General features: G+C 51.1%; 22 protein-coding genes. 15 read left to right on the top strand and 7 right to left on the bottom strand.

The window, feature by feature from the left end:
- Positions 1-231: 231 nt before the first annotated feature.
- On the top strand, positions 232-921 hold the full coding sequence (locus D6C13_RS16620) for a FadR/GntR family transcriptional regulator (RefSeq protein WP_120133815.1): 690 nt from the start codon (positions 232-234) through the stop codon (positions 919-921).
- Here the strand turns inward: D6C13_RS16620 and rbsR are convergent.
- The 7 genes from rbsR to kup form a co-directional block, all read right to left on the bottom strand.
- Positions 904-1,914, bottom strand: a complete 1,011-nt coding sequence (gene rbsR / locus D6C13_RS16615; protein WP_120133814.1) for a ribose operon transcriptional repressor RbsR — start codon at positions 1,912-1,914, stop codon at positions 904-906. The genes D6C13_RS16620 and rbsR overlap by 18 nt on opposite strands.
- Positions 1,915-2,844 (bottom strand): ribokinase, encoded by a 930-nt coding sequence (gene rbsK, locus D6C13_RS16610; RefSeq protein ID WP_120133813.1) that lies wholly within the window; start codon positions 2,842-2,844, stop codon positions 1,915-1,917.
- A gap of 67 nt (positions 2,845-2,911) precedes the next feature.
- Entirely contained in the window at positions 2,912-3,802 is an 891-nt protein-coding gene (gene rbsB, locus D6C13_RS16605; RefSeq protein WP_120133812.1) for a ribose ABC transporter substrate-binding protein RbsB, read from the bottom strand.
- A 23-nt stretch (positions 3,803-3,825) separates the two neighbouring features.
- A complete protein-coding gene (gene rbsC / locus D6C13_RS16600) occupies positions 3,826-4,797 on the bottom strand; it encodes a ribose ABC transporter permease (protein WP_101077846.1) in 972 nt (323 codons plus the stop codon).
- Between the two features lie 6 nt (positions 4,798-4,803).
- On the bottom strand, positions 4,804-6,309 hold the full coding sequence (gene rbsA, locus D6C13_RS16595) for a ribose ABC transporter ATP-binding protein RbsA (RefSeq protein ID WP_120133811.1): 1,506 nt from the start codon (positions 6,307-6,309) through the stop codon (positions 4,804-4,806).
- A 7-nt stretch (positions 6,310-6,316) separates the two neighbouring features.
- Complete coding sequence (gene rbsD, locus D6C13_RS16590; protein ID WP_120133810.1) at positions 6,317-6,736, bottom strand: D-ribose pyranase; 420 nt, start codon at positions 6,734-6,736, stop codon at positions 6,317-6,319.
- Positions 6,737-6,950: 214 nt separating this feature from the next.
- A complete protein-coding gene (gene kup, locus D6C13_RS16585; RefSeq protein ID WP_120133809.1) occupies positions 6,951-8,819 on the bottom strand; it encodes a low affinity potassium transporter Kup in 1,869 nt (622 codons plus the stop codon).
- A 272-nt stretch (positions 8,820-9,091) separates the two neighbouring features.
- Here kup and ravA point away from each other — a divergent pair, with 272 nt between their 5' ends.
- The 14 genes from ravA to atpD all read left to right on the top strand — a co-directional run bounded on the left by ravA (position 9,092) and on the right by atpD (position 23,224).
- On the top strand, positions 9,092-10,600 hold the full coding sequence (ravA, locus tag D6C13_RS16580; RefSeq protein WP_120133808.1) for an ATPase RavA: 1,509 nt from the start codon (positions 9,092-9,094) through the stop codon (positions 10,598-10,600).
- 2 nt (positions 10,601-10,602) lie between these two features.
- Entirely contained in the window at positions 10,603-12,072 is a 1,470-nt protein-coding gene (viaA, locus tag D6C13_RS16575; protein WP_120133807.1) for an ATPase RavA stimulator ViaA, read from the top strand.
- A 20-nt stretch (positions 12,073-12,092) separates the two neighbouring features.
- Positions 12,093-12,554 (top strand): transcriptional regulator AsnC, encoded by a 462-nt coding sequence (asnC, locus tag D6C13_RS16570; protein ID WP_120133806.1) that lies wholly within the window; start codon positions 12,093-12,095, stop codon positions 12,552-12,554.
- 88 nt (positions 12,555-12,642) lie between these two features.
- A complete protein-coding gene (gene mioC / locus D6C13_RS16565; RefSeq protein ID WP_120133805.1) occupies positions 12,643-13,086 on the top strand; it encodes an FMN-binding protein MioC in 444 nt (147 codons plus the stop codon).
- 379 nt (positions 13,087-13,465) lie between these two features.
- Positions 13,466-15,355, top strand: a complete 1,890-nt coding sequence (gene mnmG, locus D6C13_RS16555; protein WP_120133804.1) for a tRNA uridine-5-carboxymethylaminomethyl(34) synthesis enzyme MnmG — start codon at positions 13,466-13,468, stop codon at positions 15,353-15,355.
- 129 nt (positions 15,356-15,484) lie between these two features.
- On the top strand, positions 15,485-16,105 hold the full coding sequence (rsmG, locus tag D6C13_RS16550) for a 16S rRNA (guanine(527)-N(7))-methyltransferase RsmG (RefSeq protein WP_120133803.1): 621 nt from the start codon (positions 15,485-15,487) through the stop codon (positions 16,103-16,105).
- 647 nt (positions 16,106-16,752) lie between these two features.
- Entirely contained in the window at positions 16,753-17,151 is a 399-nt protein-coding gene (gene atpI / locus D6C13_RS16545) for a F0F1 ATP synthase subunit I (RefSeq protein WP_120133802.1), read from the top strand.
- Positions 17,152-17,173: 22 nt separating this feature from the next.
- Positions 17,174-17,956: a F0F1 ATP synthase subunit A gene (gene atpB, locus D6C13_RS16540; RefSeq protein ID WP_120133801.1), complete on the top strand. Its 783-nt coding sequence runs from the start codon at positions 17,174-17,176 to the stop codon at positions 17,954-17,956.
- Between the two features lie 49 nt (positions 17,957-18,005).
- Positions 18,006-18,245: a F0F1 ATP synthase subunit C gene (gene atpE, locus D6C13_RS16535; protein WP_004093904.1), complete on the top strand. Its 240-nt coding sequence runs from the start codon at positions 18,006-18,008 to the stop codon at positions 18,243-18,245.
- 65 nt (positions 18,246-18,310) lie between these two features.
- Positions 18,311-18,781, top strand: a complete 471-nt coding sequence (gene atpF / locus D6C13_RS16530; protein WP_120133800.1) for a F0F1 ATP synthase subunit B — start codon at positions 18,311-18,313, stop codon at positions 18,779-18,781.
- Positions 18,782-18,795: 14 nt separating this feature from the next.
- Positions 18,796-19,329 (top strand): F0F1 ATP synthase subunit delta, encoded by a 534-nt coding sequence (atpH, locus tag D6C13_RS16525; RefSeq protein ID WP_120133799.1) that lies wholly within the window; start codon positions 18,796-18,798, stop codon positions 19,327-19,329.
- Between the two features lie 12 nt (positions 19,330-19,341).
- A complete protein-coding gene (gene atpA, locus D6C13_RS16520; RefSeq protein WP_013577682.1) occupies positions 19,342-20,883 on the top strand; it encodes a F0F1 ATP synthase subunit alpha in 1,542 nt (513 codons plus the stop codon).
- 62 nt (positions 20,884-20,945) lie between these two features.
- Entirely contained in the window at positions 20,946-21,809 is an 864-nt protein-coding gene (gene atpG / locus D6C13_RS16515) for a F0F1 ATP synthase subunit gamma (protein ID WP_112290861.1), read from the top strand.
- Between the two features lie 32 nt (positions 21,810-21,841).
- Positions 21,842-23,224 (top strand): F0F1 ATP synthase subunit beta, encoded by a 1,383-nt coding sequence (gene atpD, locus D6C13_RS16510; protein WP_095924049.1) that lies wholly within the window; start codon positions 21,842-21,844, stop codon positions 23,222-23,224.
- Positions 23,225-23,249 lie beyond the last annotated feature (25 nt).

Here is a 23,249-nt window from a genome sequence, read left to right as displayed (position 1 = left end):
CCGAGCGACTTGTCAGTCGTTGTTCCCGGTCAGTGGAGGCGCATTATAGGGAGTTCTCAGAAGGCCGCAACCCCTAATTTCAAATAATTTACTGACCGTTCATTAATTAGACAATCCTGCCCGAAATGGGGAAATAACGACCTATTTCAGCGAAAAACACGCCAGTTTAAAGCCAAAGGCTGGAGTAAACTCTCCTTTATAATAAGAGAAAAACATTCAGGAATGCCTTACATGCTACTTAATGCCCACCAACAAGCGGCTCAGCGTAACCTTTCTTATCTGCTGGCAGAGAAAATTGCACAACGCGTTTTGTCTGGCGAGTATCCGGAAGGCGCGATACTTCCTGGAGAGAATGAGTTAGGGGAGATTTTTGGCGTCAGCCGCACAGCCGTACGTGAAGCCGTAAAAACGCTGGCAGCTAAAGGAATGCTTTTACCCCGTCCGCGGATTGGTACCCGGGTGATGCCACAATCGAGCTGGAATTTTCTCGATCAGGAATTACTGACCTGGTGGATGACACGTGAGAACTTTGATCAGGTGATGGCACATTTCATTGTTTTGCGCAGAGCACTTGAACCTCAGGCTTGTGCCCTGGCAGCTCTCAGTGCCAGTCAGGAACAAAAGCATCAGCTCTCTCTATATATGTATGAAATGCACCAGCTGCATAACAGCTTTGATCGGGAACGCTGGATAACGGTCGATACCCAGTTTCATCAGCTTATCTATGAGGCGGGGAAGAATCCTTTCCTGACGTCTTTTTCTAATTTGTTCAGTTCGGTGTATCAGAGCTATTTCCGGGCGATTACCGGTAATGAAGTGATTAAGCTGGGACATCACCAGCGGCTGACAGATGCCATTCTGGCGGGTGATGCCAATGCCGCTCTTCTGGAATGCCAAAGTCTGTTACTTGCCGATGAATAATCCGACGGACTGACGCACGACCAGTTCCGGTGTGAGCACTAAAACCTGTGGCTCGGAATCCGGGTTCTGCAACCGATGTAATAAAGCATCGATGGCAAGTTCACCCAGCGAGTCTTTGGGCTGATGAATGGTGGTCAGCGGTGGCATCATATATTGCGCCAGCTGGATGTCATCGTAGCCCATCACGGCGACATCATCAGGTACACGTAATCCACGCTGATAGAGCGCCTGATATACACCCACAGCCATCGCGTCGTTACCGGCAAAAACAGCATGCGGAGGTTCCGGCAGCGCCAGCAATTCCTGCATCGCGGCCAGTCCGCCTTCGAATTCAAAATCACCACTCACTTCATAACCGGGCAAAATATCCAGACTGGCTTTATTCATGGCCTGACGATAACCACTCAGACGCTCCTGCGCGGTAGTTTTATCTAAGGGGCCGGTAATGCAGGCAATACGTTGATAGCCCTGACGGATTAAATATTCCGTCGCCATTTCCCCGCCCAGCAGCGCGTTATCCTGAATGATGTCGATGGCGCCATCGAAAGGTGACCAGTCCATCATCACAATCGGCAATGACGGATAGCGACTGATAGCCTCCTTCGAAGGCCGGTGGTTTTCCGTACACATGATAAGCAGCCCGTCGACCCGCTTTTGCAGCAACGTTTCCAGACTACGGTTCATACGCTCCGCATCATTATCGGTATTACACAAAATCAGACTATAACCACGCTCATAGCAACTGCGCTCGACGCCACGCACCACTTCTGAATAGAAAGGGTTACTGCTGGCGGTCAGCAACATGCCGAGGGTGCGTGTCTGGTTCAGTTTAAGACTGCGGGCTAACGCGGAGGGTGCGTAGTTGAGTTGTTCCACGGCGGCATTCACTTTGTCAGCGATGGATTCACTAACAAAACGATTCTTGTTGATCACATGGGAGACAGTCGAGGTTGAAACGCCCGCAAGGCGGGCGACATCTTTCATGGTGGCCAATCAGGCCTCCTGTTGAGCAAGAAAATCGTCGATTTCTTTACGCCACGGTACGGAAGGTTGAGCACCAGGACGCGTCACGGCAATGGCCGCAGCGGCATGAGCAAAACGCACCGCACTGTCCATTGGTTTACCTTCCAGCAACGCCGTCACCAGCGCGCCGTTAAAGGTATCGCCGGCCGCAATGGTATCGACGGCTTTCACGCGAAAACCTGGGACTAATTTGCCTTCACCGTTCTGGCTTAACCAGACACCTTTACTGCCTAAGGTAATGATGACAGTCGTGATGCCTTTATCATGCAGCGCTTTCGCAGCGCGTGCGGCATCTTCATTGCTGTCGACTTTAATTCCTGTCAGCTTTTCAGCTTCGGTTTCGTTCGGGGTGATCATATCCACCCGCGCCAGCAATTCATCAGGCAATTCACAGGCCGGAGCCGGATTGAGGATAACCTGCGTGTCGTGGTCTTTGGCAATCTTCGCCGCCGCAATCACCGTCTCAAGCGGCGATTCCAGCTGCATTAATAAAGCACAAGCGCCGGTGACCTGCTGTTTATAGCGATCAAGATATTCCGGCGTGACGGCTTTATTCGCCCCCGCATCGATACCAATAACGTTCTCACCTTCCGCATTCACGAAAATCAGCGCTACGCCGGTGGTTGTGTCTTTGATAGCTTCAATGGGTTGCGTATCAATATGGTCACTGGCCAGCTGTTTGCGAACACGCTCGCCAATATCGTCATCTCCCACACAGGCAATAAAAGAAATATCAGCGCCACTTCGACCGGCTGCAACAGCCTGATTCGCCCCTTTACCGCCAAAGGCAACGGTGTATTGCTTACCGATAACCGTTTCGCCCGGTTGCGGGAAGTGGTTGATATTCAGAATGTGGTCAGCGTTGATGCTGCCGAGTACCACCAGTTTGCCTGTCTTCATTTGGAGATCCCTGAGTTAAATAGCGCCCCCGCAGGGAGGCGCTGTGACAGCGTAGATAAAGAGGGTATTACGGCTGAGCAACAAGTTTCAAATCAACAGGGATAACAGCCGGCACTTTCTCGCCTTTCAGTATCTTGTCAGCGGTCTGCACACCAATCACGCCGATTTGTTCAGGACGTTGTGCCACGGTCGCGCCCATTTTACCGCTGTTAACCGCTTTGATACCGTCTTCGGTGCCGTCGAAACCGACCACCAGCACATCTGTTTTACCGGCAGTCTGCAGGGCACGCAATGCACCCAGCGCCATTTCATCGTTCTGAGCGAAAACAGCCTGCACATCCTGATGCGCGGTCAGCAGGTTCTGCATGACGTTCAGACCTTTAGTACGGTCAAAATCAGCAGGCTGGCTGGCGAGGATCTGGAAATGATGCTTTTGAGCAGCTTCAGCGAAACCTTTACCACGTTCACGGGCAACGGATGTCCCGGCAATACCTTCCAGTTCGATAACTTTAGCGTTTTCGCCCAGTTTCTTGGCGATGTAATCACCAGCCATTTTACCGCCGAAGGCGTTATCAGAAGCCACGTGGCTGGCGACAACGCCTTTGGTCGCCTGACGGTCAAGGGTGATCACCGGGATTTTCGCCTGGTTGGCCATCGCCACTGCGTTGCCTACCGCGTCAGAATCCGTCGGGTTAATCAACATCAGCTTGGTGCCGCGAACGGTGAGATCCTGCACGTTAGCCAGCTCTTTCGCCGGGTTGTTCTGAGAATCAAGAACCACCAGGTTATAGCCCAGTTTGTCCGCTTCTTTTTGCGCGCCGTCTTTCATAGAAACGAAGAACGGGTTATTGAGCGTAGAAACGACCAGCGCAATGGTGTCTTTCGCCAGAACGTTTGCACTGAAAGAAGCGGTGATCGCTGCGGCGGAAACCCAGACAGCCAGTTTTTTCATATTCATGGTCATAAGTCCTGTAGGAGAGGTTATTTGTTGCTTTTGTTATCCACCAGAACCGCCAGCAGGATGACAACTGCTTTTACGATCATCTGGTAGTAGGAAGAAACACCTAATAAGTTCAAACCGTTATTCAGGAAGCCAAGGATCAGTGCCCCGATCAGCGTTCCGACAATGCGTCCTTTACCCCCGGACAGGCTGGTTCCCCCTAATACCACCGCGGCAATCGCATCCAGCTCATAACCTGTACCTGCATTAGGCTGCGCAGAAGACAAGCGCGCCACTTCGATGATACTGGCCAGAGCCGCTAACAAACCACACAGGGAGTAGACGATAATTTTGACTTTATCGACGCTGATACCTGACAGACGCGTCGCGGATTCGTTACCGCCCAGCGCATAGATATAACGTCCTAAGCGGGTGTGATGCAGCATGTACCACGCCGCAATAAACACCACAGCCATCAGCCAGACCGGCGTCGGGATGCCCAGCGGGCGGCCGATACCAAACCAGCCAAAGACATCAGCGACATCATTAAAACCGGTGCTGATCGGGCTGCCGTTGGTGTACACCATGGTGATACCGCGCAGCAGCAACATCATGACCAGCGTGGCGATGAACGCCTGGACTTTACCTTTGGCGACTATCATCCCGGTCACCGCGCCGACAGCGGCACCGAGCGCCAGCGCGCCTGCAACTGCGACTAATGCATTGACTTCCAGCCCGACAATCGAGGCGGCTACCGCGCCGGTCAGCGCCAGCAGGGAGCCGACGGATAAATCAATGCCCGACGTGAGGATCACCAGCGTCATGCCCACGGCCATAATGGCGTTGACCGACGTCTGCTGAAGGATGTTAAACAGGTTGTTGACCGTAAAGAAATTCGGGCTCATCGAAGAAACCACGGCAATCAACACCAGCAGCGCAATCAGAGACTTTTGCTCCAACAACCACTCTTTACTGATCCAGCGCTTCTTGGCTGGCAATGTCTGAGAACTCATATCTGATTACTCCTGCGTCACGCCGTATTGCTTGCCGACAGCGGCTGCCATCAACACTTCTTGCGTAGCCTGTTCTATCGGGAATTCACCGCTTAAATGACCTTCGTGCATCACCAAAATCCGGTCACTCATGCCGATCACTTCCGGCATTTCTGAGGAAACCAAAATGATGCTCAGCCCTTCGCGCTTGAACTGGTTTATAAGCTGGTAAATCTCTTTTTTGGCACCGACGTCAACACCACGCGTCGGTTCGTCGAGGATCAGGACTTTTGGCCGCGTCATTAATCCGCGGGCAATCGCCACTTTTTGCTGATTACCACCGGAAAGCAGCCCAATGGTCTGCATCATCGACGGCGTTTTAATATTGAAGAGGCGGATAAAGTCGCCAACGGCCTGCTGTTCTTCCGCATGCTTGAGACGTCCGCCACCGTGACTGAAATACCGCAGCGCGGTCAGCGACATGTTCTCTTTCACGGACATGCCGAGTACCAAACCATCGCGCTTACGGTCTTCAGAGATGTAAACGATGCCGTTTGCCAGTCCGTCCTGAGGCGAGCGCGTCACGACTTCACGGCCATCGAGCGCCACATAGCCACTTTTACGCGGCAACGCACCGTAGAGAATTTTCATCAGTTCGGAACGGCCAGCGCCCATCAAACCGGAAATCCCCAGAATTTCACCGCTGTGCAAATCAAAGCTGACGTTATCCACGCCAGGCCCGCTGACGTCACGCACCTGCAGACGCAGCGCACCACGCTGATGATTAATACGCGGATATTGTTCTTCAAGGCGACGGCCGACCATCATTTCAATCAGCGTGTCTTCTTCCAGCGAACTGACCGGACGCTCCGCGATAAACTGCCCGTCACGAAATACCGTTACGTCATCGCAGATTTCAAAGATTTCTTTCATGCGGTGGGAGATATAGACCACGCCGCAGCCTGCGGCTTTCAGCTCGCGGATCACGCTAAATAAAGAAGCGGTTTCGGTGTCAGTCAGGGCATCCGTCGGTTCATCCATGATGATGACCTTGGACTCAAAGCTCAGCACCTTGGCAATTTCGACCATCTGCTGGTCGCCAATCGATAACTCACCGACCAGACGATCACTTTTGTAACGCAGATTGAGGCGTGCCAGCAGTTTATCGGCTTCGGCATACATCTTTTTCCAGTTGATGCGGCCAAAACCGTTCACAAACTCACGGCCCAGGAAGATGTTTTCAGCGATGGTCAGTTGGGGGATCAGGTTCAGTTCCTGATGGATGATGCCAATACCGGCTTCCTGAGAAGCCTTAGGACCATTGAACGCCGCTTCCTTACCCAGAAAATGGACTGAACCGGCATCTTTTTGATAGATGCCGGTCAACACTTTCATCATGGTGGACTTACCCGCGCCGTTTTCTCCCACCAGCGCCATCACACGTCCCGGATAGACGCTGAGCGCCGCGCCGGAAAGTGCTTTTACGCCGGGAAAGGCTTTATCAATGCCTGTCAGTTGCAGCAAAGGTTGCATAAAGGCCTCAGAAGGTTACGCCGGCACACAGAATAACGTTCGCGTATGGCGAACATTCCCCGCTGCGGATCACAGCCCGACTTTTTTCGCTTTGCGCTTTGAATGCCTCATGACTGACGTAATCCAAAGCAATGGTGTTTCCCTGGTGTTGTTCGAGTTGTGTCAATTGGACGAGTAACGCTTCATGGAGTTGAGGATTTTTGGTGAGGATTTCCTCGGCGAGGATAGCCCGCTCAACCTGCATCTCATGTGTCACTACCTCTAAGACTTGTAAAAAGGTGGGGACTCCCTGGGTTAGCGCCAGATCGATGCGTTGGCAAGCTGCTGGCACCGGAAGTCCGGCATCGCCAATAACCAGCTGATCGGTGTGACCTAACCGGGCAATAACATTTGAGATTTCGGCATTTAACAGCGGTGACTTCTTCATTGTGAACTCCTACAGCGAAACGTTTCGCTCACTGATGAGTTTATAAAGTTAACCGGACATGGCAACGGAGTTGTGATGGAATTGTGATCAGCGTCGAAACGTTTCGCTGAATGATTAGCAAACAGCCGGAAAATTTGGGTTTAGCGATTTAATGAGGGGAGGATGAAATAAAACAGGGCACCCGAAGGTGCCCTGTGGCTGGCAGAAACAAACGTTAAATCTCTACCTGCGTACCGAGTTCGATCACGCGATTCGGCGGAATTTCAAACTGATCCGGTGCGCGCAAGGCGTTACGACTGAGCGCCATAAAGAGTTTACCGCGGAAGTAGAGATACCACGGTCGCTTGGTCAGGATCAGCGATTCATGCGACATAAAGAACGACGTTTCCATCATCCGGCATGGCAATCCTTCCAGACCACAACGGTGGAAGACTTCTTCCACATTTGGTGTCTCTTTAAATCCGTAACTCGCCACCACACGCCAGAACGTCGGCGAAAGCTGTTCGATGGTGACGCGCCGGACGTTATGCACATAAGGCGCATCTTCAGTACGTAACGTCAGCAAAACCACGCGCTCATGCAACACTTTGTTGTGCTTGAGGTTATGCAGTAACGCAAAGGGAATGACGTTAATAGCGCGCGACATATAGACCGCTGTACCCGGAACACGAACCGGCGGGGATTTCTCCAGGGAGGCGATCATTGCTTCAAGAGAATTGCCGTGCTCGTTCATGCGGCGCATAAGGCGGAAGCGCTCGCTTTTCCAGGTAGTCATGACGATAAACATGCACAGACCCAGCGTCAGCGGCAACCAGCCACCGGAGAACAGTTTCGTGGCATTCGCCGCGAAAAGCGGGATATCGATAAACAGCAGACCGATCAGCAAAAGTCCGACCAGGAACGGTTTCCAGTGCCAGTTTTTAAGTGCCACCGTGCAGGAAAGAATGCTGGTCAGCACCATTGTGCCGGTCACGGCGATACCGTAAGCCGCCGCCAGATTGCTGGAATGCTCGAAGCTGGCGATAACAATAACCACCGCAAAATACAGCAGCCAGTTAATGGCAGGGATATAGATCTGGCCCGCTTCCATTTCTGAGGTGTGAATAATGCGCATTGGCGGCAGATAGCCCAGACGCACAGCCTGACGGGTCAGGGAGAACACGCCGGAGATAACAGCCTGAGACGCGATAATGGTCGCCAGCGTTGCCAGCACCAGTAAAGGAATTAATGCCCAGTCAGGCGCCAGCAGGAAGAACGGGTTCTTAATCGACTCGGGGTTTTTCAGCAGCAATGCGCCCTGACCGAAATAGTTCAGCACCAGAGAAGGCAGCACCACGGTGAACCAGGCCAGACGGATCGGGAATTTCCCGAAGTGGCCCATATCCGCATACAGCGCTTCCACGCCGGTAATCGACAGAACTACCGCACCGAGCGCCAGGAAAGAAAACGACTTATGCTCAATAAAGAAGTTAACCGCCCACATCGGGTTCATGGCGCGAAGCACTTCAGGGTTCTGCATGATGCTGTTGACGCCAAGCACCGCCAGCGTCAGGAACCACAGCAACATCACTGGCGCAAACAATTTGCCCACGATGCCAGTACCGTGCTTTTGAATAATGAAAAGCAGCGTCAGGACAGTAATAGAAAGAGGAACTATATAGGGATCAAGTGAAGGTGCTGCGATCTCCAGACCTTCCATCGCGGAAAGAACAGAAATAGCCGGGGTGATCACCACTTCACCATAGAAGAAGCTGCCCCCGATGAGGCCAAGAATGACCAGAACGGCGGTGGTACGTGCCGAGGTGTTTCTTCCAGCCAGAGACATCAGCGTCAGAATACCGCCCTCGCCTGCGTTGTCCGCCCGCATCACGTAAGTGAGGTACTTGAGCGAAACAATGAGGATTAACATCCAGAAAATCAGAGAAAGAAAACCAAAAACGACGCTGGGTTCAACGTTGAAACCATAATGACCGGAAAAACACTCTCTTAAGGTATAGAGAGGACTGGTACCAATGTCGCCATAGACCACACCAATGGCGGCCAGGGTTACTGCTGGGAGTGACCGTTTATGTTCAGTGCTCATATTTCGTTTCTTTTCTTTTTTGCTCGAACATCTGTAAGCGATGCGTGCGCTCAGTCTTATGATGCCCACTAAAAGGCGCACAGTATGCACGAATAAATCAGATTGCCTACCCTTAAATGTGAGGCTAAACCGACGTTCTGATGAACGAGGTCACATTTTTGATAATAGAAAATTTTTAGTAATCAACAAGCTATAACGATAAAAATAATCGTCGCTTCTCATAAGAACCCAGTACACTATTCAACATCTAAATGGAAACCGGAAGAGACAGTATGGCGCAATCTCCCCTTCTGGCAGAACGGATCGCCCGTCTTGCTAATGCACTTGAACATGGCCTGTACGAGCGGCAGGATGCCATACGACTTTGCCTGCTGGCCGCCCTGTGCGGTGAAAGCGTTTTCCTGCTAGGCCCGCCGGGTATTGCAAAGAGTCTGATTGCCCGCCGTCTGAAATTTGCCTTTCGCCACGCCCGCGCCTTCGAATATCTTATGACGCGCTTTTCCACACCGGAAGAAGTCTTTGGTCCGCTGTCGATTCAGGCCCTGAAAGATGAAGGCCGCTATCTGCGTCTGACCGAAGGTTATCTGCCGGAAGCCGAAATTGTTTTCCTTGATGAAATCTGGAAAGCCGGGCCAGCCATCCTGAATACGCTCCTGACGGCCATCAACGAACGTCGTTTCCGTAATGGCGAACGCGAAGACCCTATTCCGATGCGTCTGCTGGTCAGTGCTTCCAACGAATTACCCGAAGCCGACGGCGGTCTGGAAGCTTTGTATGACCGTATGCTGATCCGTCTGTGGCTGGATAAAGTACAGGATAAGCAAAATTTCCGCTCGCTGCTTACCAGCCGTAATAATGAAAGCAGCAATCCGGTAGCAGAGTCCCTGAGTATCAGCGATGAAGAGTATCAACAATGGCAGCCCGAAATCGACAAAGTTACGCTTTCAGACAGCTGCTTTGAACTGATTTTCCAGTTGCGCCAGCGTCTTGATGCCCTCGATACCGCGCCTTATGTCTCTGACCGTCGCTGGAAAAAGGCCCTGCGCCTGTTACAGGCCTGCGCCTTCTTCAGTGGCCGGAATGCGATCACACCGGTGGATCTTGTCCTGCTCAAAGACTGTTTATGGCATGACCTGAACACCTATAACCTGCTGCAAACACAAATCGAACAGCTGATCACTGAGCAGGCTTTCCAGCAGCAAACCTTGCTGATGAAAATCCAGCAACTGAATCAGCAGTGGATGCAACATCAGCAGCAACAAAGTTCCCGTCAGTCCGTCAAGCTCGGCAAGAAAGCCGGAATATTCAGCCGCAAACCGCAATATTCTTTGCCCGATACCATGACCACCTCCAGCCTGACATTATTGCTGCAAACGCCTTTGCATCTGCATGACATTAAAGTCACACATCTTTTATTTGAACGTATTGTTCTGGAAGAGTGGCTCAATAAAGGCGGCGTCCTGAAAGCCAAAATGAATGGCATAGGCTTTGCCCAAACCATTGATCTAGAAATCGACGATAAACAGCAATTGCTGGTGCTGGACGTCAGTCGCCAGAACACGCCGCTGACCCTGCCGGGCAATGAACATATCGCCGTTCCCGATGAGATGAAAAATACGCTCAGCGATCTCAGCGCAAAACTGGCTCAGCAAAGGCATGAATTCGGCCAGCAGCAAAACTGTCTGTTTGTACCGCCAGCATGGATGGCAAAAATAGAAGCCAGTCTGTTGCAGGTCTCCGAACAGTTGCGCCTTCAACAACAGACGTTCAGTGGTCACTGATCATGTTCAGCCTGGAATCTCTGGATCTACTGCTGGCCATCAGCGAGGCTGAACTGATTGAAGAATCGATCATCGGCCTGCTGGCTGCACCCGCAATGGCGGTTTTCTTCAAGAAGTTCCCGCGTCTCAAGCGGGCGCTGACCCAAGATCTCCCCGAATGGAAGATGCGCTTTCGCCAGAGGATCCACGAAACCCCTGTGCCGGAAGAGCTGGCGAAAGAGTTCTATCTTTATCAGCATGCCCAGCAGACGAATGCCGTGACATTCCAGACTGAACTGCCGTCACTTCTGGCCGAACTCGGGCGGCTGAATTCTCCCTTTCTCACTGAAGCCCGCACGTTACAGGAAAACCACGAAGCCTCCCGCACAGCCAATACAGGCAGCAGCTTTCAGACCCTGTTCCTGCAACGCTGGCGCCTGAATCTGACCTTCCAGACGGTGAACGTTCATCAGCAATTGCTCGAGCAGGAACAGGAGCAGTTGCAGGAAGAATTGTTGCAACGCCTGGAGCTCAGCAGCGAGTTCTCTCCTTTATTAGCAGAGAACGATACGGCAGCCGGTCGTTTATGGGATATGAGTAAAGGAAAGCGCATGCGGGGCGATATTCAGTCGCTGGCGCGTTTCGGGGCATTTCTCCAGCAGCAGCCTGAACTGATGCATCTGGCCGAGCAACTGGGGCGCAGCCAGACCGTCAAAACCAGCCCGCATGAAGATGCGAAAATGGAAACGCACCGGCTGATGGTGCGTGAGCCAGCAACGGTACCGGAAGAAGTGAACGGTATTCATCAGAGCGATGATATTTTGCGTCTGATGCCGACTGAGCTGGTGATGCTGGGGCTGCCCGAACTCGAATACGAATTTTACCGACGCCTGCTGGAAAAGCGTCTGATGACCTATCGCCTGCAAGGCGATGTCTGGCGCGAGAAAGTGGTCAAACGCCCGGTAGTCTATCAGCAGCAGGAACCGCAACCGCGCGGGCCTTTTGTGGTCTGCGTCGACACCTCGGGTTCTATGGGCGGCTTTAACGAGCAATGCGCCAAAGCGTTCTGCCTGGCATTGCTGAAAATCGCCCTGGCGGATAACCGACGCTGTTACATCATGCTGTTTGCCAGCGAAGTGATCCATTATGAACTGACGTCCAACGGCGGCCTGGATCAGGCATTGCGTTTTCTGGGCCAGCATTTTCGCGGCGGAACCGATCTGGCAGCCTGCCTGAATGCCACTCTGGATAAACTGGCTTCGCCACAATGGCACGATGCCGATGCCGTCGTCATTTCCGATTTTATCGCCCAGCGTCTGCCTGATGAGGTGCAAAGAAAAGTCAGAGCGCTGCAAAAAGAAAAGCAGCATCGCTTTCATGCTCTGGCAATGTCACATTACGGCAAGCCAGGAATTCTGCGCATCTTCGATCATATCTGGCGCTTTGATACCGGTGTTAAAAGCCGCGTACAACGTCGCTGGCAGCGAAATTAAGCCTACAGAGAAAGATAACCATGACTGAAATCTATCCGCTCGATGAGCTGGATCGCGGGATCCTGAATGCGTTGATGGATAACGCCCGTACCCCTTATGCAGAACTGGCAAAAGTATTCACGGTCAGCCCGGGAACCATCCACGTCCGCGTCGAGAAAATGAAGCAGGCCGGCATCATTACCGGCGCGCACATCACCGTTAATCCCAAGCAGCTGGGCTATGACGTGTGCTGCTTTATCGGCATCATTTTAAAAAGCGCCAAGGATTATCCTTCGGCTTTGAAAAAGCTCGAGAGTATAGAAGAAGTGGTCGAAGCCTATTACACCACCGGGCATTACAGTATTTTCATTAAGATCATGTGCCGCTCGATTGATTCCCTTCAGCACGTACTTATCAACAAGATCCAGACAATTGATGAGATCCAGTCAACCGAGACCCTGATCTCCCTGCAGAACCCCATCACACGCACCATCCAGCCCTGAGTACTGATTTCTATACCCCTATTATCCACAGGTAGATCCCAGCTCATTCACAGCGTACAATAGCCTCCTTTTCCCGGGTGAGAGCATCATGCCTGACATTACCCTGATCAGTGGCAGTACGCTTGGCAGTGCCGAATATGTAGCAGAACACGTGGCTGAGAAACTGGAAGAAGCCGGTTTTACAACCCAGACGTTCCATGGCCCGGAGCTATATGAAGTTCCGCAGGAAGGGATCTGGCTGGTTGTGTGCTCGACACACGGTGCTGGCGAGTTGCCTGATAACCTGCAACCTTTTATGGAGCAGCTGGAAGACGGGCAGCCTGATCTGTCAAAAGTGCGCTTTGGTGCATTAGGTCTGGGCAGCAGTGAATATGACACCTTCTGTGGCGCGATCAGTTCTCTGGATCAAAAACTGACGTCATTAGGGGCAAAACGGATCGGTGATCGTCTTGAGATCGACGTGACTCAACACGAAATCCCTGAGGATCCGGCTGAGGTTTGGGTGATCAACTGGATTAATTTGATCAAATAAGTGTAAATTTCAGGCATTCAGATGTGGATAACTATGCTTAAAAGCAGGGTAAAACCCGTAGTTATCCCTCTAACAACTCCTGTACGCTTTTCATGCTGTGCATAACTCTCAATTCTGATCCCAGCTTATACTGTCCAGGATCACCGATCATTCACAGCATTCGATCCTTCTTAGCATACTGATCTTCATAAACAAAAAAGACTTATGCACAGAGGATCGCGATCTTAATAGAAGTATTAATAAGAGATCTTTAAATAAAAAAGATCTTCTTTTAATTAGTGAAGATCCCCGGGGACTTGTGGAAGCTCAAAACTTGAGTAGAATCCCTCCTCCCAACGCCATACAAAGAAAGTTCGCTTGAACGCTGAGGTGCAGTCGCATGTTTTATCCGGATCAATTTGACGTCATCATCATAGGTGGTGGTCATGCAGGTACTGAAGCCGCCATGGCTTCTGCCCGTATGGGACGTCAGACCTTATTATTAACCCACAATATCGACACGCTGGGACAGATGTCGTGTAACCCGGCAATTGGCGGGATCGGGAAAGGACATCTGGTAAAAGAAGTGGACGCACTGGGCGGACTGATGGCTACGGCTATCGATCATGCGGGCATTCAGTTTAGGATACTAAACGCGAGTAAAGGCCCCGCTGTCAGGGCAACACGAGCCCAGGCTGACCGCGTTCTGTATCGTCAGGCAGTACGTACTGCACTGGAGAACCAGCCAAACCTGACTCTCTTCCAGCAACCTGTTGAAGACCTGATCGTCGAAAACGATCGTGTCGTGGGTGCTGTGACCAAAATGGGTCTGAAATTCCGCGCTAAATCCGTAGTACTGACCGTCGGTACCTTCCTGGATGGGAAGATCCACATCGGTCTGGAGAACTACAGTGGCGGCCGTGCAGGGGATCCTCCTGCGATCTCCTTGTCTCAGCGCCTGCGTGAATTGCCTTTACGCGTTAACCGTCTTAAAACCGGTACACCTCCGCGTATCGATGCCCGCACCATTGATTTCAGCGTGCTGGCACAACAACACGGAGATAATCCGGCTCCGGTATTCTCATTCATGGGCAACGTGTCGCAACATCCGCGCCAGATCCCGTGTTACATGACCTATACCAACGAAAAAACCCATGACGTGATCCGCAATAACCTGGATCGCAGCCCGATGTATGCCGGGATCATCGAAGGGATCGGCCCGCGTTACTGCCCGTCGATCGAAGATAAGGTCATGCGTTTTGCCGATCGCAATTCTCATCAGATCTTCCTTGAACCGGAAGGCCTGACCAGCAATGAAGTTTATCCAAACGGAATTTCCACCAGCCTGCCATTCGATGTGCAGATGCAGATCGTCCGGTCTATGCAGGGGATGGAAAATGCCGTCATCGTTCGTCCGGGTTATGCGATTGAATACGATTTCTTCGATCCGCGTGACTTGAAACCCACGCTGGAAAGCAAATTTATCGCCGGCCTGTTCTTTGCAGGACAGATCAACGGCACCACCGGTTACGAAGAAGCTGCAGCGCAGGGCTTACTGGCCGGTATGAACGCTGCCCGTTGTGCTACCGAGCTGGAAGGCTGGGCACCGCGCCGTGACCAGGCGTATCTCGGTGTACTGGTTGATGACCTGTGTACCCTGGGCACTAAAGAACCGTACCGCATGTTTACTTCCCGTGCCGAGTACCGTCTGATGCTGCGCGAAGACAATGCCGATTTACGCCTGACAGAAAAGGGTCGCGAGTTGGGTCTGGTTGATGATGCACGCTGGGCGCGCTTCAATGAAAAACTGGAAATGATCGAGCAGGAACGTCAGCGCCTGCGTGGTATCTGGGTGAACCCGCACCATGCACAGGTTGAAGAAATTAACGCGCATCTGTCTGCTCCACTTTCTAAGGAAGCCAGTGCGGAAGAGTTACTGCGTCGTCCTGAAATGACCTATGGGTTGATCACAAGCCTTTCCCCGTTCGCACCTTCTGTTCCGGATATGCAGGCGGCAGAACAGGTTGAAATTCAGATCAAATATGAAGGCTATATTGCCCGTCAGCAGGAAGAGATCGAGAAACAGCAGCGTAACGAAAATACCCTGCTGCCGCTTGATCTTGATTACCGCCAGGTGAATGGTCTTTCAAATGAAGTGATTGCCAAACTTAATGATCACAAGCCGACCTCGATTGGTCAGGCAACGAGGATCTCGGGTATTACACCGGCTGCTATCTCGATCTTACTGATCTGGCTTAAAAAACAAGGCTTACTGCGCCGCAGCGCATAAATCACATCTCTTATGACCGCCCTTTGAATCAAATCGGCGGTCAGTTCTTACTTTTTCCATCTTTCTGAGTGTTTTATCATTTCTCAACCGGGCTGTTCCCGGAATATCGACTCTGTCTGAGGATTCACTGTGCAAAAGAAACTGGACTCGCTGCTTGCTGCGGCAGGAATAGCGTTACCCGATCAGCAAAAACAGCAACTGATTGGCTATGTTGAACTGCTGCATAAGTGGAACAAAGCCTACAACCTGACGTCAGTTCGTGACCCGATGCAGATGCTGGTTCGTCATATCATGGACAGCATTGTTGTGAATGAACACCTGCAAGGCAGCCGATTCATTGACGTCGGTACAGGTCCCGGTTTGCCAGGTGTTCCTCTCGCCATTGTCCGCCCGGACTCACACTTCACATTGCTGGACAGCCTCGGTAAGCGCGTACGCTTCCTGCGTCAGGTTCAGCATGAGCTGGGACTGAAGAATATTGACCCGGTACAAAGCCGTGTGGAAGAGTTTGAGCCAGAGCCGCCGTTTGATGGGGTGATCAGCCGTGCTTTTGCCTCGCTGCAGGACATGCTTTCCTGGTGCCATCATCTGCCGCAAAAAGGGCAGGGGCGTTTTTATGCTCTGAAAGGGGTCAGTCCTGATGATGAGCTGGCTGTCTTACCGGAAGGTATTACTCTGGAATCCGTCATAAAACTGCAGGTACCAGAACTTGACGGTGAACGTCATCTCGTCATTCTTCGCTCAAACTAAAGTTGCGTTTTATCAAATAATATTTAAAAAATGCCTGTGTTAACACAGTTAAAATGAGCAGGCTAATTATATAGGGGTGAAGAAGTCTTGATCACCACTTTTTTACAGACTGATAGCATTTCAGGGATGTTTTTTTTAATCAGGACTGTAATAGTCACTTTTGAAACTGAACGGTCATCAATCCTCTGATATTCAATTTGTAATGAAAATGTTGTTATTTGTTGGGTTGTTGTGTCAATAAATCGTAGTTATTTTTAAATAAGTTTGTTTAACGAACGGTGTTTTATTAACAAATTGATTTATAAAGGTTTTGAAAGGCCTGATTAGCTAAAGACATTGAAACTGTGCAGGGTATATAAAGTGGTCTGAGTTAATTATGTGATCCAGTGCACGCTTCTTTATCGGGTGATGAAATAACCGTATCAAACCAAAAAGGGCAAATTCAGCTATAGTTTGGTTGTCAAAATAGTCGTGAAGGGAAAAATTTAAATAATTGTTCACCTTTTCGCTACTTATCCATTGAATTCGTCCCTGTGCACCGTATAATTTGCTCGGTTTTTGCTGCTTGACTCAAAACAGTAAAGGCAGTGATATACGGCATTCAGTCTACCTCCAGCTAGGTACTTGATACGGAGAGAACAAACGTCATGTCTGTATCCGGTATTTTACACAGTACAAATAGTGTGAAGGTTGCCAGAAAGCTGTTGATACTGCAGTTATTGACCTTTGTTCTGCTCAGTGCAGTATTTGGTTTTAAAAGCCTGGAATGGACCACATCGGCTCTTATGGGTGGTTTGGCTGCCTGGGTGCCAAATGTACTGTTTATGCTGTTTGCATGGCGCCACCAGGCGCAAACAACGGTCTCTGGACGGGTTGCCTGGTCCTTTGCTATCGGAGAAGCGCTGAAGGTGCTGGTTACCGTGATCTTAATGGTTATCGCACTTGGCCTGTTTAAGGCGGCATTTACTCCGTTGGGGTTGGCCTATTTATCGGTGTTGATGACACAGATTGTGGCACCGGCCGTCATTAACAGTTACCGAACTTAACTACTAAAGGGTAAGAGGCATCATGTCTGCATCAGGAGAAATCTCTACTCCACAAGAGTATATCGGTCACCATCTGACTCAGCTTCAGATCGGGACGGGATTCTGGTCGATTAACATCGATTCGATGTTTTTCTCCGTGTTCCTCGGAGTACTCTTTCTGGTTATTTTCCATCGCGTAGCCAAAAACGCTACCAGCGGTGTCCCGGGTAAACTGCAAACCGCAGTTGAACTGGTCGTTGGTTTCGTCGACAGCAGCGTGCGTGACATGTATCACGGCAAAAGCAAAGTGATTGCACCTCTCGCGCTGACCGTCTTCGTCTGGGTGTTTATGATGAACCTGATGGATTTGCTGCCAATCGATTTGCTGCCGACTATCGGTGAGAAATGGCTTGGTCTGCCAGCGTTGCGTGTGGTTCCTACGGCTGACGTGAACATCACGTTGTCCATGGCACTTGGCGTATTCATTCTGATTCTTTTCTATAGCATTAAGATGAAAGGCTTTGGCGGTTTCATTAAAGAACTGACAATGCAGCCATTCAATCATCCGGTTTTCATTCCGGTAAACCTGATTCTTGAAGGTGTCAGCCTGCTGTCCAAACCAGTTTCACTGGGTCTGCGACTGTTTGGCAATATGTATGCGGGTGAGTTGATCTTCATCCTTATTGCTGGCCTGTTGCCGTGGTGGTCACAGTGGATCCTGAATGTGCCTTGGGCCATTTTCCACATCCTGATTATTACGCTACAAGCCTTTATTTTCATGGTTCTGACGATTGTCTATCTCTCGATGGCATCTGAAAAACACTGATTTTCTTTCAACACTACTGCGTTTTAACTGAAACAAACTGGAGACTGTCATGGAAAACCTGAGTATGGATCTGCTGTACATGGCTGCCGCTGTGATGATGGGCCTGGCGGCAATCGGTGCTGCGATCGGTATCGGCATCTTGGGTGGTAAATTCTTGGAAGGTGCTGCACGTCAGCCTGACCTGATCCCTCTGTTGCGTACACAGTTCTTTATCGTTATGGGTCTGGTCGATGCAATCCCAATGATTGCGGTTGGTCTGGGTCTGTATGTGATGTTTGCTGTCGCCTAACACTGAGTTCGCTCAGCGTTAATCGAACTACATCAAATAATTCACTTTGAAAGAGGCATTGTGCTGTGAATCTTAACGCAACAATCCTCGGCCAGGCTATCGCGTTCGTCCTGTTTGTCGTGTTCTGCATGAAGTACGTATGGCCGCCAATTATGGCTGCCATCGAAAAACGTCAGAAAGAAATTTCTGAAGGTTTATCTTCTGCTGAACGCGCCAAGAAAGAGCTGGACTTAGCGCAAGCCGATGCGACCGACCAACTGAAGAAAGCCAAAGCTGAAGCTCAGGTAATCATCGATCAGGCGAATAAGCGTAAAGCCCAAATCGTCGACGAAGCAAAAGCTGAAGCCGAGCAGGAACGTAACAAGATCGTGACGCAAGCTAAGGCAGAGATCGACGCCGAACGCCAACGTGCCCGTGAAGAGTTGCGTAAGCAAGTCGGGATTTTGGCTATTGCTGGCGCCGAGAAGATCATCGAACGTTCCGTGGATGAAGCTGCTAACAGCGACATCGTTGATAAACTGGTCGCTGAACTGTAAGGAGGGAGGGGCTGATGTCTGAATTTGTAACTGTAGCTCGCCCCTACGCCAAAGCAGCTTTTGACTTTGCCGTTGAGCACCAAAGCTTAGACCGCTGGCAGTCCATGTTAGCGTTCACGGCTGAAGTCACGCGCAATGAACAAATTGAAGAACTGCTTTCCGGTGCTAGCGCGCCTGAAGCTTTGTCTAAAACGTTTATTGCCGTATGTGGTGACGAACTCGACGACGCAGGCCAAAACCTGATTAAGGTAATGGCTGAAAATGGACGTTTACGCGTTCTTCCGCAAGTGCTGGAGCAGTTCATCGAACTGCGCGCCTCTCTGGAGGCTGTTGCTGAAGTAGAAGTGACCTCAGCAAATCCGCTTTCGGAAGAACAGCAGGCAAAAATTGCTGCTGCGATGGAAAAACGTCTGTCTCGCAAAGTTAAGCTGAATTGCAAAATTGACAAGTCTGTTCTTGCCGGTGTCATAATCCGTGCAGGTGATATGGTGATTGATGGCAGCGTTCGCAGTCGTCTGGAACGCCTGGCAGACGTCTTGCAGTCTTAAGGGGACTGGAGCATGCAACTGAATTCCACCGAAATCAGCGAACTGATCAAGCAGCGCATTGCTCAGTTCAATGTGGTGAGCGAAGCTCACAATGAAGGTACTATCGTTTCCGTCAGTGACGGGATCATCCGCGTGCACGGCTTAGCCGATGTCATGCAAGGCGAAATGATTGCGTTGCCGGGTAACCGCTACGCTATCGCCCTGAACCTGGAGCGCGACTCTGTAGGTGCCGTTGTAATGGGCCCTTACGCTGACCTCGCCGAAGGTATGAAAGTAAAATGTACGGGTCGTATCCTGGAAGTTCCAGTTGGCCGTGGCCTGTTAGGTCGCGTTGTTAACACCCTGGGTGCACCAATTGACGGTAAAGGTCCGGTAGAGCACGACGGCTTCTCAGCTGTTGAAGCGATCGCACCTGGCGTTATCGAACGTCAGTCCGTAGATGAACCTGTGCAAACAGGTTATAAGTCCGTTGATGCCATGATCCCAATCGGTCGTGGTCAGCGTGAACTGGTCATCGGCGACCGTCAAACCGGTAAAACAGCTCTGGCGATCGATGCGATCATCAACCAGCGCGATTCCGGCATCAAATGTATCTATGTGGCTATCGGCCAGAAAGCGTCCACCATTTCTAACGTGGTTCGTAAACTGGAAGAGCACGGCGCACTGGCAAACACCATCGTTGTTGTTGCAACTGCATCAGAATCTGCTGCACTGCAATACCTGGCACCGTACTCCGGTTGCGCAATGGGTGAATACTTCCGTGACCGCGGCGAAGACGCACTGATCGTTTATGATGACCTGTCTAAACAGGCTGTTGCTTACCGTCAGATTTCCCTGCTGCTTCGTCGTCCACCAGGTCGTGAAGCTTACCCAGGCGACGTTTTCTATCTCCACTCCCGTCTGTTGGAACGTGCTGCGCGTGTTAACGCTGAGTATGTTGAAGCATTCACTAAGGGTGAAGTGAAAGGCAAAACCGGTTCCCTGACTGCGCTTCCAATTATCGAAACGCAAGCGGGTGACGTTTCCGCGTTCGTTCCGACCAACGTAATCTCGATTACTGATGGTCAGATCTTCCTGGAATCCAACCTGTTCAACGCCGGTATTCGTCCTGCGGTTAACCCGGGTATTTCGGTATCCCGTGTTGGTGGTGCTGCTCAGACTAAGATCATGAAGAAACTGTCCGGTGGTATTCGTACCGCTCTGGCACAGTATCGTGAGCTGGCTGCGTTCTCGCAGTTCGCATCAGATCTGGACGAAGCAACGCGTAAACAGCTGAACCATGGTCAGAAAGTGACCGAACTGCTGAAGCAGAAACAATACGCTCCGATGTCAATCGTTGCGCAGTCTCTGATTATCTTTGCAGCAGAACGTGGTTATCTGGAAGACGTTGAATTGTCTAAAGTCGGTAGCTTCGAAGCGGCACTGTTGGCTTACGCCGACCGTGAGCACGGCGAGCTTCTGCAGCAAATCAACCAAACTGGTGCGTATAACGATGAGATCGAGGGTAAATTCAAAAATATCCTCGATACCTTCAAAGCAACCCAGTCCTGGTAACACTAGACGGTCCTGCTGGTATTAAAAGCCGGCAGGCCGTTTGGTCTTGAGGAGAAGCAGAGATGGCCGGCGGAAAAGAGATACGTAGTAAGATCAGCAGCGTGCAAAACACGCAAAAGATCACTAAAGCGATGGAAATGGTCGCCGCCTCCAAAATGCGTAAAACGCAGGATCGCATGGCGGCCAGCCGTCCTTATGCAGAAACCATTCGTGAAGTGATTGGTCACCTCGCACTTGGTAATCTGGAATACAAGCACCCGTACCTGGATGAGCGTGAAATTAAGCGCGTCGGGTATCTGGTGGTGTCTACCGACCGTGGTCTTTGTGGTGGTCTGAACATTAACCTGTTCAAAAAGCTGCTGTCAGAGATGAAAGGCTGGTCCGAAAAAGGTGTTGAAGTTGATCTCGCACTGATCGGTTCCAAAGCAGCCTCTTTCTTCGGCTCCGTGGGGGGCAACGTTGTTGCTCAGGTGACTGGCATGGGGGATAACCCTTCTCTGTCAGAACTGATCGGACCGGTGAAAGTGATGTTGCAGGCTTTCGACGAAGGTCGCTTAGACAAGTTATGCGTTGTCAGCAATAAATTTATCAATACCATGTCTCAGGAACCCCGCATCGTTCAGCTGTTGCCACTGCCACCGGCAGAAGACGGCGAACTGGCGAAGAAATCCTGGGATTACCTGTATGAGCCGGACCCTAAAGCACTGCTGGACACCCTCCTGCGTCGCTACGTGGAATCCCAGGTTTATCAGGGCGTCGTAGAAAACCTGGCCAGCGAACAGGCCGCGCGAATGGTAGCGATGAAAGCCGCAACCGATAACGGCGGCAGCCTGATCAAAGAGCTGCAGTTGGTATACAACAAAGCTCGTCAGGCCAGCATCACTCAGGAACTCACCGAGATCGTCGGGGGAGCCTCCGCGGTTTAAGCTAGGTTTACGAATTACGTAGAGGATTCAAGATGGCTACTGGAAAGATTATCCAGGTAATCGGCGCCGTGGTGGACGTCGAGTTCCCTCAGGATGCAGTACCGAACGTGTACAATGCTCTTGAGGTAGAAAACGGTACCTCCAAACTGGTGCTGGAAGTACAGCAACAGTTAGGCGGCGGCGTTGTTCGTTGTATCGCAATGGGTACCTCAGACGGCCTGCGTCGCGGTCTGAAAGTGAACAACCTGGAACACCCAATTGAAGTCCCGGTGGGTGTGGCAACTCTGGGTCGTATCATGAACGTATTGGGTGAACCAATCGACATGAAAGGTGCAATCGGCGAAGAAGAACGTCGTGCGATTCACCGTGCTGCGCCTTCTTATGAAGAGCTGGCAAACTCCCAGGAACTGCTGGAAACCGGTATCAAAGTTATGGACCTGATGTGTCCGTTCGCTAAGGGCGGTAAAGTCGGTCTGTTCGGTGGTGCGGGTGTAGGTAAAACTGTAAACATGATGGAGCTGATCCGTAACATCGCGATCGAGCACTCCGGTTATTCTGTGTTTGCAGGCGTGGGTGAACGTACTCGTGAGGGTAACGACTTCTACCACGAAATGACCGAATCGAACGTTATCGACAAAGTTTCCCTGGTCTATGGTCAGATGAATGAGCCACCAGGTAACCGTCTGCGCGTTGCACTGACCGGCCTGACCATGGCGGAGAAATTCCGTGATGAAGGTCGTGACGTACTGTTGTTCGTTGATAACATTTACCGTTATACCCTGGCCGGTACCGAAGTGTCCGCACTTCTGGGCCGTATGCCTTCTGCGGTAGGTTATCAGCCAACACTGGCGGAAGAGATGGGCGCTCTGCAAGAACGTATCACCTCGACCAAAAGTGGTTCAATCACTTCCGTACAGGCCGTTTACGTTCCTGCGGATGACTTGACTGACCCATCCCCAGCCACCACCTTCGCTCACTTAGATGCGACCGTGGTACTGAGCCGTCAGATCGCGTCACTGGGTATCTACCCGGCGGTTGACCCACTGGATTCTACCAGCCGTCAGCTGGATCCACTGGTTGTTGGTCAGGAACACTATGATGTGGCTCGTGGCGTGCAGTCTATTCTGCAACGTTACAAGGAACTGAAAGACATCATCGCGATTTTGGGTATGGATGAGTTGTCAGAAGATGACAAACTGGCTGTATCCCGTGCGCGTAAGATCGAACGTTTCCTTTCCCAGCCATTCTTCGTGGCCGAAGTCTTCACCGGTTCTCCGGGCAAGTTCGTATCGCTGAAAGACACCATTCGTGGTTTCAAAGGTATTATGGACGGCGACTACGATCACCTGCCGGAACAAGCGTTCTACATGGTTGGCACCATTGATGAAGCAGTGGAAAAAGCCAAGAAACTGTAACGCTAGCTTGTTGTGAGAGAGGATG

The organism is Rahnella woolbedingensis, assembly GCF_003602095.1.
In the GTDB taxonomy this organism is placed as follows: domain Bacteria; phylum Pseudomonadota; class Gammaproteobacteria; order Enterobacterales; family Enterobacteriaceae; genus Rahnella; species Rahnella woolbedingensis.
Note: the sequence above shows the minus strand (reverse complement) of the source record. Positions and strands in the feature narration are given on the sequence as shown.

Bases quoted from the DNA above. Each gene is read 5' to 3' on its own strand.
- D6C13_RS16620 (WP_120133815.1), top strand. From the start codon at position 232: ATGCTACTTAATGCCCACCAACAAGCGGCTCAGCGTAACCTTTCTTAT.
- rbsK (WP_120133813.1), bottom strand. From the start codon at position 2,844: ATGAAGACAGGCAAACTGGTGGTACTCGGCAGCATCAACGCTGACCAC.
- rbsB (WP_120133812.1), bottom strand. From the start codon at position 3,802: ATGAATATGAAAAAACTGGCTGTCTGGGTTTCCGCCGCAGCGATCACC.
- rbsC (WP_101077846.1), bottom strand. From the start codon at position 4,797: ATGAGTTCTCAGACATTGCCAGCCAAGAAGCGCTGGATCAGTAAAGAG.
- rbsA (WP_120133811.1), bottom strand. From the start codon at position 6,309: ATGCAACCTTTGCTGCAACTGACAGGCATTGATAAAGCCTTTCCCGGC.
- rbsD (WP_120133810.1), bottom strand. From the start codon at position 6,736: ATGAAGAAGTCACCGCTGTTAAATGCCGAAATCTCAAATGTTATTGCC.
- kup (WP_120133809.1), bottom strand. From the start codon at position 8,819: ATGAGCACTGAACATAAACGGTCACTCCCAGCAGTAACCCTGGCCGCC.
- ravA (WP_120133808.1), top strand. From the start codon at position 9,092: ATGGCGCAATCTCCCCTTCTGGCAGAACGGATCGCCCGTCTTGCTAAT.
- viaA (WP_120133807.1), top strand. From the start codon at position 10,603: ATGTTCAGCCTGGAATCTCTGGATCTACTGCTGGCCATCAGCGAGGCT.
- asnC (WP_120133806.1), top strand. From the start codon at position 12,093: ATGACTGAAATCTATCCGCTCGATGAGCTGGATCGCGGGATCCTGAAT.
- mioC (WP_120133805.1), top strand. From the start codon at position 12,643: ATGCCTGACATTACCCTGATCAGTGGCAGTACGCTTGGCAGTGCCGAA.
- mnmG (WP_120133804.1), top strand. From the start codon at position 13,466: ATGTTTTATCCGGATCAATTTGACGTCATCATCATAGGTGGTGGTCAT.
- atpI (WP_120133802.1), top strand. From the start codon at position 16,753: ATGTCTGTATCCGGTATTTTACACAGTACAAATAGTGTGAAGGTTGCC.
- atpB (WP_120133801.1), top strand. From the start codon at position 17,174: ATGTCTGCATCAGGAGAAATCTCTACTCCACAAGAGTATATCGGTCAC.
- atpE (WP_004093904.1), top strand. From the start codon at position 18,006: ATGGAAAACCTGAGTATGGATCTGCTGTACATGGCTGCCGCTGTGATG.
- atpH (WP_120133799.1), top strand. From the start codon at position 18,796: ATGTCTGAATTTGTAACTGTAGCTCGCCCCTACGCCAAAGCAGCTTTT.
- atpA (WP_013577682.1), top strand. From the start codon at position 19,342: ATGCAACTGAATTCCACCGAAATCAGCGAACTGATCAAGCAGCGCATT.
- atpG (WP_112290861.1), top strand. From the start codon at position 20,946: ATGGCCGGCGGAAAAGAGATACGTAGTAAGATCAGCAGCGTGCAAAAC.
- atpD (WP_095924049.1), top strand. From the start codon at position 21,842: ATGGCTACTGGAAAGATTATCCAGGTAATCGGCGCCGTGGTGGACGTC.